Genomic DNA, 12,396 nt, shown 5'->3' with positions numbered 1-12,396 from the left:
CGAATAGCGCGGATTGCCCGGAACCTTTCGCCGCCGGGTCGCGTCCCACGAAGATCGGGACCGGCCGGTGTCGGGAGGATGACGGGTGGCAGGACACGGCGACCTCGGGAACGGCGACCTAGTAGACCGCCGGTACCCCGACGAGCATGACGATCACGACGGTCATGGCGGGTTCGGGATCGAGGCGCGCGGCGTGACGCGGAGCTTCGGCTCCGTGCAGGCCCTCGGCGGGCTCGACCTCACCGTCCCGTACGGGCAGGTCACGGCGCTGGTAGGGCCGAACGGCGCGGGCAAGACGACGCTGCTGCTCATCCTCGCGACGCTGCTGGCGCCCGACGCCGGCCTGGTGCGGATCGCGGGGCACGACGTGCGGCGGCGTCCGGCCGAGGCCCGCGACGCGCTCGGCTGGATGCCGGACACGTTCGGCGTGTACGACCAGCTCACCGTGGACGAGTACCTGGCGTTCTTCGCCGACGCCTACGGGCTGCCGAAGGACGAGCGCCCGCGCCGGGTCCGGGCGCTGCTCAGCCTCGTCCACCTGGACGACCGGCTGGGGCAGCCCGTCCACGCGCTGTCGCGCGGGCAGAAACAGCGGCTCGGGCTGGCCCGCGCGCTGGTGCACCGCCCCCGCGTCCTCCTCCTGGACGAGCCCGCGTCCGGCCTCGACCCCCGCTCCCGGATCGAGCTGCGCGACCTGCTGCGGTCGCTGGCGGCGGACGGCGTCGCGGTGCTGGTGTCGAGCCACATCCTCAGCGAGCTGGAAGAGATCGCGGACCGGGTCGTCCTGGTCGACAACGGCCGGACGGTCGGCGACCACGCGATGGCGGACCTCACCGGTGTGGAGGCCCGCGTCCGGTGGCGAATCCGGTCGCTCACCCCTGACCTGCTGGCCGAGACCCTCGCCCGCGTCCTCGACGGGCGGGCGGGCCTCGAACCCGCCGCCGGCCTGCCGGGCGGCGCCGAGGTCGGCCCGCTCACCGAGGCCGAGGCCGCCGCGCTGCTGGCCGAACTGGTCGCCGCGGACGTCCCCGTCACCGGCCTCGCGCCCGCGGGCAGCGCGCTCGAATCGGCGTACCTGGCGATGACCGAGAACCGGAGGTGAGGCGGCCATGACCGCACACGGCGTCGGCCTGATGGCCAGGCAGGAGATCAGGACCCGGCTGCGGACGGGCCGCTGGAAGACGCTGCTGGCCGTCTGGTTCGTGATCGTGAACGGGCTCGGGCTGCTGCTGCGGCTGGCGCTGGAGGCCGACGGCACCTCCGAGTTCGGCCATGAGGGCGTGCCGATGTTCGGCGGCGTCCTGCTCGGGGTGCTGGTGCTGACGCTGCTGGTCACCCCGGCGCTCGGCGGCCAGTCGATCAACGGCGACCGGGAGCGCGGGACGCTCGCCACCCTCCAGGTCACCCGGCTCACGCCCGGCGAGATCGCGCTCGGCAAGCTCGCCGCCGCCTGGGGGACGGGCCTGCTGACGCTGCTGCTCACGCTGCCGTGCGTGCTCTGGCCGGTGGTCGAGGGCGCGGTCGGCATCGGACGCGCCGCGGTCGTCCTGCTGGTCATCGCGCTGCTGATCGGCGCGGTCTGCGCGGTGTCGCAGGCGTGGTCGGCGCTGCTCGCGCGGAGCGTCACCTCCGTCCTGATGTCGTACCTGACGGTGTTCGGGCTGCTCGTGGGCACGGCGCTGCTGTACATGATCGGCGTCCCGCTCACGGCCGAGCGGGTGGACCACGGCGACCACGTGCACACCAACGAGCACACCGAACGGGTCTGGTGGCTGCTCGCCCCGAACCCGGTCGTGGTGCTCGCGGACGCCGCGCCGCGGCTGCCCGAGCGGGAGGTCGTCATCGACGGCCGGGTGTACGAGCGGACGCCGGCGTCCGACCCGCTCGGCGATCTCAGCCGGGAGGTGCGCGACATCCGCGAGGGCGACGACGGGGACGAGCACGCCGTTGTCTACAGTTCCGCCGGAACGCACACGTACGGCGGGTACAACAGGTCCGAGAGGGACGACCAGAAGTCCGTCTGGCAGTACGGACTGCTCTTTCATCTCGCCCTCGCCGGCGGTTCCGTCGCCCTCACCAGGGCCCGTTTGCGAACGCCTCTTCACCGTGTGCCACGCGGCGTTCGCGTGGCGTGAGAATCGGGAATGCGCACGCCGTCGGGCGCAATTCTCCGACCCTGAGAGAATCTCAGTAAAGTGAAATTTGCAGGGACGCTTTCGGGGGTGCTTTCAGGGACGGTCGAAACGGCCGTCCCGTACTCCCCGGACGAAGACCCGCCATTCAGCGAGGTCGAACGCGAGGCGAGTCTCGGCGTCCTCGGTGTCCCGTACGGATATCGCGCCCTCGTCGAGGCGTGCGACCTCGACGCATGTGGTGGTGGCGCATCGGGAGCTCCTTCTCCATCGGGCGGGCGGTGTCCCATGGACCAAACTCATTCCGGCTCCTGCCTCGAAAGTTGCATTTGCCCGCGGCCGCGCTGCCGGTGCCAAGCACAAGGTAACAAGATCACAAAAAACTGCTGATCACACCCGGGTCAGGACGGTGCTCTTGTGGCCGGCGGGGTGAGGAAGGAGCAAAGTTTCCGGTGTGACGGCTACGAGCCGAGTCCCGTGCGGACCCGGCTCGCTCGCTGCGCTGCCCCACCGCGCCCTCGTGAGGCGCCGGGCGGGGCTCATTCACACGTCATCGGCCCAAATCGAATTCGCCCTTCTTGGCTCGTTCGACGAACACCCGCCACTCTCCCTGGGAGAACGACAGGACCGGGCTCTGCGTGCCGTACTTGGCGTCGCGCGCACCAATGAAATCGGACGAACCGACCAATGAGGCGACTTCGACGCATGTGTTGCTCGCCCCGCAGTGGGCGCTTCTCCTCCATTGTGGAGCAGGAGTGGCGAAACGGGACACTCGGTGCCTTTCACAAGGGTTGAGCCGCTCTGCGGGCCCTCACCAGGCATCCCTGGCCTCGATGATGCGCCGCCGCGACTCGGCGGCGTCGAGAGCCTGGTCGGCCAGGCTTTTATAGGCAAGCCTGTACATATAAGTGACAGCCTCTTCCGCAAAGTGGCTGATCGTGAGCGATTCGGTGTGCACGATATCAGGGAATACGATGTCGTGCACCGGTGAGAATTGCAGCAGGATAAAGGACTCGGCCAACACCGAGTGTGCCGTGTTCAAAGGCAGTATCTGCACCGTCACGTTCGGAAGCTCCGTCATCCGGAAGAGATGTTCGAGCTGCTCGCGCATGACCTTCTGGTCGCCGATCCGGCGCTGCAGAACCGCCTCGTCGAGAACCGCCGAGAGTTCCAGCGGATGCGCGCGGTGCAGCACCTCACGGCGGCGCATTCGCACGTCCAGGCGGCGTTCCAGTTCCTGCGGGGGCAGGGTGGCCAGGTCGCTCCAGCCGCCGATCACATTCCGCGCGTAGCTCTCGGTCTGGAGGAGGCCGGGGAACACGGTGCTGCCCCATTCCCGCACGGCCGTGGCCTCGGACTCCAGCGCGATGAAGTCGGCCAGCGAGCTCGGGAGGTCGCGGTATTCCTCCCACCATCCGCGCCGTGCCGCGTCGTTCGCCAGCGCGATCAGGTCGTCGCGGCGCGAGCCCTCGATCTCGTACAGGTCGAGGAGCCGCAGCACATCGCCGATCTTCGCGCCGGTCCGCGCGTTCTCGATGCGCGAGACTTTCGCGGTGGACCAGGTCAGCCGGTCGGCGACGTCGTCCCCGGTGAGTCCCTGCCGCTCGCGGAGCCGGCGGAGTTCCGCGGCCAGCCGCCGCTGCCGGACGGAGGGACCTCGGGAAGTGCTCATTGCTCGGGCCTCTCCAGTCCCTGCGGACTGATCTGGGCGCATTCTGCCGCACCCGCGTGCGGCAATGCGAATACATCGGACCGGGTGTGGAAGATTCTACGGCCGATCATTCTTGGCCGCACATGACACCGAAAGTTGCACTGCAAGGTACTAATGCCCTGGGCGCGAGGTTGCGGAAAGCGTTCGCGTGGCACCCTGAGGATGTGATCGACATGTGTGCGATCACGAGTGTGTGAGCTACGTGGGGAGCCGCGGATGAGGTACGCGCACGAGGTCGGCAAGGTGCGGGCGGCGGAGCGGGCGCTGATGGCCCGGCTTCCGGACGGCGCCCTGATGCAGCGCGCCGCCGCCGGCCTGGCGGCGGTGTGCGCCCGCGTCCTGCCCGCCGTGTACGGGTCGCGCGTCGTCCTGCTCGCCGGCGGCGGCGACAACGGCGGCGACGCCCTCTACGCGGGCGCGCGGCTCGCCCGGCGCGGCGCCCGCGTCCGGGTCGTCCAGGCGGGTTCCAAGATCCATGAGCAGGGGCTGGCGTCGCTGCGCCTCGCGGGCGGGCGGCTCCTCCAGGACGGCGAGGCCGCCGCCGCCATCGCCGGCGCCGACCTGATCATCGACGGGCTGACCGGCATCGGCGGGACGGGCGGCCTCCGCGAGCCCCAGGCCCGCTACGCCGCGCTCGCCTCCGAGTCCGCGGGCCTCGTCGTGGCCTGCGACGTCCCGAGCGGTGTCGACGCGAGCACCGGCCAGGTCGCGGGCGCCGCGGTCGAGGCCGACGTCACCGTCACCTTCGGGACGCACAAGCCGGGCCTCTTGATCGATCCGGGCGCGTCCTACTGCGGCGTGGTCGAACTGGTCGACATCGGTCTCGGCCCCGACCTGCCCGACCCGGACGTCGTCGCGCCCCGCCCGGCGGACGTCCGGCCGCCCGAGCCCGGCCCCGAGTCCGACAAGTACCGCCGCGGCGTCGTCGGCATCCTCGCGGGCGGCGACGCGTTCACCGGCGCGGCCGTGCTCAGCGCGGGCGGCGCGGTGCACGGCGGCGCGGGGATGGTCCGCTTCGCGTCCGTCGCCCGGCCGGTCGAGCTCGTCCGGCAGCGGTGGCCCGAGGCCGTCACCACGGTCATCGACCCGGGCTCGCACGAGCCGAAGGTCCTCGAACGCGTCGGGCGCGTCCAGGCGTGGGTCGTCGGCCCCGGCCTCGGCACCGGCGACGCCGCCGAGTCGCTGCTGGAGGCCGTGCTCACCACCGACCTGCCCGCGCTCGTGGACGCCGACGGCCTCACCGTCCTGGCCCGCCGCCGCGACCTCCTCGCCCGCGCCGCGCCGACCGTCCTCACGCCCCACGCGGGCGAGCTGGCCCGCCTCATCGGCGGTGACCGCGACGCCGTCGAGGCCGCCCGGCTCGACCACGTCCGCCGCGCCGCCGCCGAGCTGTCCGCGACCGTCCTGCTCAAGGGCTCCACCACGCTGGTCGCCGAGCAGGACCGTCCCGTCCGGGTGAACCCGACCGGCACGCCGCGCCTCGCCACCGCCGGGACGGGCGACGTCCTGTCCGGCCTCATCGGCGCCCTCCTCGCCGGGGGCCTGCCCGCCATGGACGCGGCCGCCGCCGGCGCCTACCTCCACGGCCTCGCCGCCCGCCTTGCCTCCGCCCCGTCCCCAGGCCCCGAGGCGCCCATCACCGCATACGACGTGATCCGCTCCCTGCCCGCCGCATTTCGCGCCGTCCACGGCGTCGGCCCGGCTTGAACCTGGGTACAGGCAATGGCGTCTTATTGGACAGGGAGTGCCGTTGGAGCGCTCCCTGACGGGCCGGACTGGCCATGACCTGGGCCGTGATGCCCCGGGCATGGCATTGAGGGCGGCAGACTGATGGGCATGAACGTTCCAGCGGAGGCGCGTGTCGATCTCGGCGCGATCGCCGGCAATGTCGGTCTGCTGCGCGAGCGCGCGGGGGGCGCCGAGGTCATGGCCATGGTCAAGGCCGAGGCGTACGGGCACGGCCTGGCCGAGGCCGCCGGGGCCGCGCTCGCCGGCGGCGCCTCCTGGCTGGGGGTCGCGAAGCTGGGCGAGGCGCTGCGGCTGCGGGACGCGGGCTTCACCGTCCGGACGCTGGTGTGCGTCGGCGTGCCCGGCGAGCCCTACGAGGAGGCCGTCGCCCGCGACATCGACCTGACCGTCGGCGCCGGGTGGCTGCTTGAGGAGGTCGTCCAGGCGGCGGAGCAGGCCGGACGCGCGGCGCGCATCCACCTGAAGGCCGACACGGGCATGTCGCGCGGCGGGGTCCGCGGCCGCGACTGGGAGGAGCTCGTCGACGCCGCCCTCAAGGCGGAGGCGTCCGGACGGGTGCACGTGGTGGGCGTCATGTCCCACTTCGCCTGCGCGGACGAGCCCGGCCACCCGTCCATCGCGGCGCAGATCGGCGCGTTCACCGAGATGACGGCGTACGCCGAGGAGGCCGGGGCGCGGTTCGAGGTCCGGCACCTGGCGAACTCGGCGGGAGCGCTGACGGTGCCCGAGGCCAGGTTCGACCTGGTCCGTCCGGGTATCGCGATGTACGGGCTGACGCCCATACCGGCGCTCGGCACGTTCGGGCTGCGTCCCGCGATGACGCTGGTGGCGGACGCGGCGCTGGTCAAGCGGGTCCCGGGAGGCAGCGGCGTGTCGTACGGCCACACCTACCACACCGAGCGGGAGACGACCCTGGCCGTTGTCCCGGTCGGGTACGGGGACGGGATACCCCGGCACGGGTCGAACCTGCTGCAGGTCCTCGCGGCCGGGGCCCGGCGGACGATCGCCGGACGCGTCTGCATGGACCAGTTCGTCATCGACCTCGGCGACGACCCGCTCGCGGCGGGCGACGAGATCGTCCTGTTCGGGCCGGGCGACCGGGGCGAGCCGACGGCGCAGGAGTGGGCGGACGCACTGGGCACGATCTCGTATGAGATCGTCACCCGCATCGGGTCCCGGGTACCGAGGGCGTACCCGGGAGGGGCGCTGTAGGAGGCGCGCGTGGGCAGCAGCAGGCGCAGGATCGGCATCGCCGGCACCGTCGCGGGTGTCGGCGCGGCCGGGGTGGGGGCGGCCGTCGGCCTGCGGCGGGTCGCGGTCGGCCGGGTGCGGCTGCGCCCCGACCCGGACGCCGACGAGCCGTTCGGCGAGCTGCGCGGCCGGGAGCTGACCGTCGAGGCGAGCGACGGCCTCCCGCTGCACGTCGAGGTGGACGGCCCGGACGACGCCGACCTCACCGTCGTGTTCAGCCACGGCTACACCCTCAACCAGGACTCCTGGCACTACCAGCGCCGCGACCTGCAGGGATCGCTCCAGATGGTGTTCTGGGACCAGCGCAGCCACGGCCGGTCCGGGCGCGGCGACCCCCGCAACGCGACGATCGAGCAGACGGGCGACGACCTGTACGCGGTGCTGAGGGCGACCGTCCGGCGCAAGCAGCCCGTCGTCCTCGCCGGGCATTCCATGGGCGGCATGTCGATCATGGCGCTGGCGGACCGGCATCCCCAGCTGTTCAAGCGGCAGGTCGTCGGGGTGGCGCTGGTCAACACGTCCTGCGGCGACATGGCGGAGCTGACGCTGGGGCTGCCGCTGGTGCTGGCGAAGGTCGTCCGGCCGCTGGCGCCGCGGACGCTGCGCGGCCTCGGCCGCCAGGCCGACCTGGTGGAGCGGGCCCGCGGGCTGGGCGCCGACCTGGCGTTCGTCGTGACGCGGAAGATGGCGTTCGCGGACAAGCAGGTGAGCCCGTCCGTCGTCGGTTTCCTGGAGCAGATGATCAGGGCGACGCCGATCGACGTGATCGCGGAGTTCTATCCGGCGCTGATCGCGCACGACAAGATCGCCTGCCTGGACGTCCTCGGACGCGTCCCGACGCTCGTGCTGGCGGGCGGGCAGGACCGGCTCACCCCGGCCGGGCACTCCCGCCGCATCGCCGATGCGCTGCCGGACGCGGAGCTGGTAGAGGTGGAGGAGGCCGGGCACGTGCTGCCGCTCGAGTACCCGGGCGTGGTGACCGGCGGCCTGCGCCGGCTGATCGACCGCGTCCGGCCGGAGTACGAGGAGGAACGCACCGCGTGAACGCGATCACGATCAGGGTGCCCACGGCGGAGGACATGCGCGAGCTGGGCGTCCGCCTCGCGGGGCTGCTGCGTCCCGGCGACCTGCTCGTCATGACGGGCCACCTCGGGGCGGGCAAGACGACGCTCACGCAGGGGATCGGCGAGGGCCTGAAGGTGCGCGGCCCGATCACCTCGCCGACGTTCGTCATCGCGCGGGTGCATCCGTCGCTGGCCGGCGGGCCGCCGCTGGTGCACGTGGACGCCTACCGGCTGGGCGGTTTCGCCGAGCTGGACGATCTCGATCTCGACGCCTCGGTGGAGGAATCGGTGACGATCGTGGAATGGGGAGAAGGGCTCGCGGAGGGCCTTGCCGACGACCGGCTGGAATTGATCATTTCGCGCGGGGACGGCCCCGGAGAGGAACGCGAAGTAAGGCTCGTCGGGGTCGGTCGTCGCTGGTCAGAGCTGGAACTGGCGGCCGGCTGAGGTTCCTTCGGGGAACCTTGATGCCTTTACAGTCCGGCTGGGCAACTTTACGGCGACATGTCGTATTCTTTGCCGGAACGAACCTCACGTTCGCGACATATCGATTCTCGCAGCGGGAGTTGGGATCCGGTGAGTGGGAGCCATCGCGGCGGCAGTGACCGCGGCACGGGAGATGCGGGCGAGTACCCGCGCCACCCGGCCCATGACCCGCGCCGCTCGCCGGCCGCGGGCGGCGGCCGGACGTACCGCAGCGAGACCGGCCCGTACCAGACCGGCAGCGACCCGTACCGCACAGACAGCGGCGGCTACAGCTCCGACAGCGGCGGCTACCGCACGGGCAGCGGGGCCTACCGCTCCGACAGCGGGGGCTACCGCTCCGACAGCGGCGGCTACCGGACGGGCAGCGGCTCGCACCGCTACGGCGGCGGGAGCCGCAACACCGGCAGCCACCGCGTCGTGCGCGAGCGCCGCCGCGACGGCAGGCGCTGGGCGGTCATCCTCGGCGCCCTCGGGGCCGGGATCGGCGTCTGCGTGCTCGCCGTGTTCGCCGTCCTGACGGGTGTCGGGGCGAGCGACGACCCCGGCGGCGGCCAGGCCGTCGGCAGCGCCGCCACCGAGAGCGCCCCGATGCCCAAGGGCGAGCGCACCGCCGTCCCCGACTCCTGCACGATCGTCGGCCAGGACCTCGTCGACAGGCTCGCGCCCGGCGCCGCGCGCACCGAGGCCGACAACTACCAGGGCGACGACCAGCAGAACCAGTGCGTGTGGGGCGCCTACGCGGGCGACGCCAAGCGCCAGCTGACCATCGAGCTCCGCGCGATCCCCGCCGCCGGGGCCCAGACACCCACCGACGCCGCCCGCGCCAAGTTCACCTCGGAACGGGCCGCCGACGAGTCCGGCAAGGGGCTCCTCGCGGGCCAGGAGCTCACCGACAAGGTCCGCCTCACCGATGTCGGTGACGACGGGTACGTCGTCTACAGCGTCGACGACGGGCAGGGCTCGGGCGAGGCGATCGGCAACGTCCGGCTGGGCAACGTCCTCATCACCATCCACTACTCCGGCTCGGACGACGGCGACCCCCTGCCGTCGCAGCGCGCCAGAGACGGCGCCGTCGACGTGGCGAAGGCCGTGATCCAGGGCCTCAACCAGTCCTGACCCTGTGTCATCTGACCCGTCGCCTGACAGGCGTCACACCGGACGGGACCTGTAGGCTTACAACCCGTGCTGGTCTTGGCTTTCGACACCGCGACCGCCGCGATCACCGTGGCGCTTTACGAATGGACACCCGGTGAGGGCGCCGTGCGGCGCGGCGCGGCCGAAGCGGTCGACCGGCGCAGGCACACGGAGCTGCTGACCCCGTCCATCGCGAACGTGATGGCGGAGGCGGGCGCCGCACCGGACGATCTCAGCGCCATCGCCGTAGGCGTCGGGCCGGGCCCCTACACGGGATTGCGCGTCGGGCTGGTCACCGCCCGTTCCATGGGCGAAGCGCTCAGCATCCCGGTGCACGGCATCTGCACGCTCGACATCATCGCCTGGGCCACCGGACGGGACGAGCCGTTCGCCGTCGCCACGGACGCCCGCCGCAAAGAGCTCTACTGGGCGCGGTACCACTCGTTCCGCGCGCGCGCCACGGCGCCTGCCGTGGGCCCGCCCGCCGACGTCCTGGACGGGGCGCCGCACGGCCTGCCCGTCGTCGGCGAGGGAGCCGCCCTGTACCCGGAGATCTTCGGCGAGCCGGGGCACGAGCCGCTGCTGCCCACCGCGGGCGCGCTCGCGGAGCTGGCCGTCGCGCGCCTGGCCGGGCTGAAAGGCCCGGACCTCCTGCCGCCCGAGCCGCTCTACCTCCGCCGTCCGGACGCGAAGGAACCGGGCCCGCGCAAGAAGGTGACACGGGCGTGAGCCCGCACGAAACGGGACGCATCGTCCTGCGGGCGATGTCCGGCGCGGACGTCCCCACCGTCCACCTGCTGGAGCAGTCGCTGTTCCCCGAGGACGCGTGGAGCGAGGACATGCTCACCGGCGAGCTCGCCGACCAGCCGCGGACGCGCCACTACGTCGTCGCGGAGGCGCCCGGCGGCGAGATCGTCGGCTACGCGGGCCTCGCCGCGGCCGGCGGGCAGGCCGACGTGCAGACGATCGGCGTCCGCGCCGACCAGCGCAAGTCGGGCGTCGGCGCCGCGCTGCTCGCCGAGCTGCTGGACGAGGCCGCCCGCCGGGGCAGCGAGGCGGTGTTCCTGGAGGTCCGCGCCGACAACGCCGCGGCCCGCCGCCTGTACGAGCGGTTCGGCTTCGACGAGGTCGGCATCCGCAAGCGCTACTACCAGCCCTCCGACGTGGACGCGATCGTCATGTGCCGCAAGCTCCGCGACCGTCCGCCGATGGGCTTCACCAGGGAGAACACGTGATTTCGGACGAGCCGCTGGTGCTCGGCATCGAGACGTCCTGCGACGAGACCGGCGTCGGGATCGTGCGCGGCCACACCCTCCTCGCGGACGCGATCGCGTCCAGCGTCGACGAGCACGCCCGGTTCGGCGGCGTGGTGCCCGAGGTCGCGTCCCGCGCCCATCTGGAGGCGATGGCGCCGACGATCGAGCGGGCCCTCGCCGACGCGGGCGTGGCGTTCACCGACGTCGACGCGTTCGCCGTCACGGCCGGGCCCGGCCTGCCGGGCGCGCTGATGGTCGGCGTCGCCGCCGCGAAGGCGTACGCGCTGTCGCTCGGCAAGCCGCTGTACGGCGTCAACCACCTGGCCGCGCACGTGTGCGCCGACCAGCTCGAACACGGCCCGCTGCCGAAGCCGTGCGTGGCGCTGCTGGTGTCGGGCGGGCACTCGTCGCTGCTGCTGGTGCCGGACGTGACGGGCGACGTCCGCTCCCTCGGCGCCACGGTGGACGACGCGGCCGGTGAGGCGTTCGACAAGGTCGCCCGCGTCCTCGACCTCGGCTTCCCGGGCGGCCCGGTCATCGACCGGATGGCCCGCGACGGCGACCCGGCCGCGATCGCGTTCCCGCGCGGCAAGTACAACGACGGCACCTACGACTTCTCGTTCTCCGGCCTGAAGACGGCGGTGGCGCGCTGGGTGGAGGCCAAGGAGCGCGCGGGCGAGCCGGTCCCGGTCGCGGACGTGGCGGCGTCCTTCCAGGAGGCCGTCGTGGACGTCCTGACGCAGAAGGCGCTGAAGGTCTGCAAGGACAACGGCGTCCACGACCTGCTGATCGGCGGCGGCGTCGCGGCCAACTCGCGGCTGCGGGCGCTCGCGGCGGAACGCTGCGAGCGGGCGGGGGTGCGGCTGCGCGTCCCGCGCCCGAAGCTCTGCACCGACAACGGCGCGATGGTCGCCGCGCTGGGCTCCGAGCTCCTCGCCGCCGGGGCGTCCCCGTCCGCCCTCGAACTCCCGGCCGATTCGAGCCTCCCGATCGAGTCCGTCCTGCTCTGAAGCCCTGGCCTCAGCAGTCGGCCAGGAGCTTGGAGAGGTAGTCCTCGTAGAGGGGGACCTGGGCTTCGTCTATGACGCGCGTGTGGTCTTCGGGGAGGAGGTCGAGGAGGCTGCGGACGTCCCAGTAGGGGTCGTGCGGGTAGCCGCCGGAGACCTGGTCGAACGCGCAGAGGAAGCGGTCGGCGATGCCGGGCCCGTAGCGGAGGGCGAGGCCGCGGCGCATGTGGGCGATGTCGACGGCGATGGGCCCGGACGAGGCGTCCGACCAGTCGACCACGCCGGTGAGCTTGCCGTAGGACCACAGCGTGTTGTCGGCGTGGTAGTCGCGGTGGATGAACCGGGCGGGCGCCTCCGGAGCGGGCCGGGCCGCGATCTCGTAGGCGCGTTCCCACAGGTCGGGGCGGTGCGCGTGCTTGGGCGGGCAGCGCTCGTCCAGCCGGTTGTGCGGGACGTACGGCGGCATCGTGGACGCGCCGTTCAGCGTGTGCACCGACAGCAGCGCGGCCGCCAGCTGGATGAGGTACTCGGGCAGATCGTCGGGGGACGGGCGCGGCGGGTGGCCGGTGAGGCGGGTGATGAGCAGCGCGGGGACGTCGCAGTAGG

At 72.6% G+C, this 12,396-nt stretch carries 14 protein-coding genes; 10 read left to right on the top strand and 4 right to left on the bottom strand.

The genetic code is table 11. From position 1 onward, the window contains the following. Positions 1–85: 85 nt before the first annotated feature. Both E1287_RS02380 and E1287_RS02375 read left to right on the top strand, forming a co-directional pair. Positions 86–1,102: an ABC transporter ATP-binding protein gene (locus E1287_RS02380; protein ID WP_131963097.1), complete on the top strand. Its 1,017-nt coding sequence runs from the start codon at positions 86–88 to the stop codon at positions 1,100–1,102. Positions 1,103–1,109: 7 nt separating this feature from the next. Beyond that, the gene (locus E1287_RS02375) at positions 1,110–2,135 is read left to right on the top strand and encodes an ABC transporter permease (protein ID WP_131963095.1); all 1,026 of its coding nucleotides are present in this window, start codon (positions 1,110–1,112) and stop codon (positions 2,133–2,135) included. A 93-nt stretch (positions 2,136–2,228) separates the two neighbouring features. Here E1287_RS02375 and E1287_RS02370 read toward each other — a convergent pair whose 3' ends face one another. From E1287_RS02370 to E1287_RS02360, 3 genes are all read right to left on the bottom strand, one after another. Next, positions 2,229–2,435, bottom strand: coding sequence for a DUF397 domain-containing protein (locus E1287_RS02370; RefSeq protein ID WP_131963093.1), 207 nt, complete (start codon positions 2,433–2,435; stop codon positions 2,229–2,231). A gap of 247 nt (positions 2,436–2,682) precedes the next feature. Then, positions 2,683–2,904 (bottom strand): DUF397 domain-containing protein, encoded by a 222-nt coding sequence (locus tag E1287_RS02365; protein ID WP_131963091.1) that lies wholly within the window; start codon positions 2,902–2,904, stop codon positions 2,683–2,685. A 39-nt stretch (positions 2,905–2,943) separates the two neighbouring features. Then, positions 2,944–3,804: a helix-turn-helix transcriptional regulator gene (locus E1287_RS02360; RefSeq protein ID WP_131963089.1), complete on the bottom strand. Its 861-nt coding sequence runs from the start codon at positions 3,802–3,804 to the stop codon at positions 2,944–2,946. 255 nt (positions 3,805–4,059) lie between these two features. Here E1287_RS02360 and E1287_RS02355 point away from each other — a divergent pair, with 255 nt between their 5' ends. The 8 genes from E1287_RS02355 (at position 4,060) to tsaD (ending at position 11,793) form a co-directional block, all read left to right on the top strand. Continuing rightward, entirely contained in the window at positions 4,060–5,550 is a 1,491-nt protein-coding gene (locus E1287_RS02355; RefSeq protein ID WP_131963087.1) for an NAD(P)H-hydrate dehydratase, read from the top strand. A gap of 129 nt (positions 5,551–5,679) precedes the next feature. Next, positions 5,680–6,804, top strand: a complete 1,125-nt coding sequence (alr, locus tag E1287_RS02350; protein ID WP_131963085.1) for an alanine racemase — start codon at positions 5,680–5,682, stop codon at positions 6,802–6,804. Between the two features lie 9 nt (positions 6,805–6,813). Next, positions 6,814–7,887, top strand: coding sequence for an alpha/beta hydrolase (locus tag E1287_RS02345; protein WP_131963083.1), 1,074 nt, complete (start codon positions 6,814–6,816; stop codon positions 7,885–7,887). A gap of 35 nt (positions 7,888–7,922) precedes the next feature. Next, on the top strand, positions 7,923–8,354 hold the full coding sequence (gene tsaE, locus E1287_RS02340) for a tRNA (adenosine(37)-N6)-threonylcarbamoyltransferase complex ATPase subunit type 1 TsaE (RefSeq protein WP_131963234.1): 432 nt from the start codon (positions 7,923–7,925) through the stop codon (positions 8,352–8,354). 129 nt (positions 8,355–8,483) lie between these two features. Beyond that, positions 8,484–9,509 carry a hypothetical protein gene (locus tag E1287_RS02335; RefSeq protein WP_131963081.1) on the top strand — a complete coding sequence of 342 codons (1,026 nt, stop codon included), beginning with the start codon at positions 8,484–8,486 and terminating at the stop codon, positions 9,507–9,509. A 66-nt stretch (positions 9,510–9,575) separates the two neighbouring features. Continuing rightward, positions 9,576–10,256: a tRNA (adenosine(37)-N6)-threonylcarbamoyltransferase complex dimerization subunit type 1 TsaB gene (gene tsaB / locus E1287_RS02330; protein ID WP_131963079.1), complete on the top strand. Its 681-nt coding sequence runs from the start codon at positions 9,576–9,578 to the stop codon at positions 10,254–10,256. Continuing rightward, the gene (gene rimI, locus E1287_RS02325) at positions 10,253–10,762 is read left to right on the top strand and encodes a ribosomal protein S18-alanine N-acetyltransferase (RefSeq protein WP_279502867.1); all 510 of its coding nucleotides are present in this window, start codon (positions 10,253–10,255) and stop codon (positions 10,760–10,762) included. Before tsaB ends, rimI begins: the two co-directional genes overlap by 4 nt. Further along, a complete protein-coding gene (tsaD, locus tag E1287_RS02320; RefSeq protein ID WP_131963232.1) occupies positions 10,762–11,793 on the top strand; it encodes a tRNA (adenosine(37)-N6)-threonylcarbamoyltransferase complex transferase subunit TsaD in 1,032 nt (343 codons plus the stop codon). The genes rimI and tsaD overlap by 1 nt, the downstream gene beginning before the upstream one ends. A gap of 10 nt (positions 11,794–11,803) precedes the next feature. Here the strand turns inward: tsaD and E1287_RS02315 are convergent. Next, a partial coding sequence (locus E1287_RS02315) for an aminoglycoside phosphotransferase family protein (RefSeq protein WP_131963077.1) occupies positions 11,804–12,396 on the bottom strand: 593 nt, incomplete at its 5' end.

This window comes from Actinomadura sp. KC06 (assembly GCF_004348735.1).
In the GTDB taxonomy this organism is placed as follows: Bacteria; Actinomycetota; Actinomycetes; order Streptosporangiales; family Streptosporangiaceae; genus Spirillospora.
This window is presented reverse-complemented; position numbering and strand designations above follow the sequence as displayed.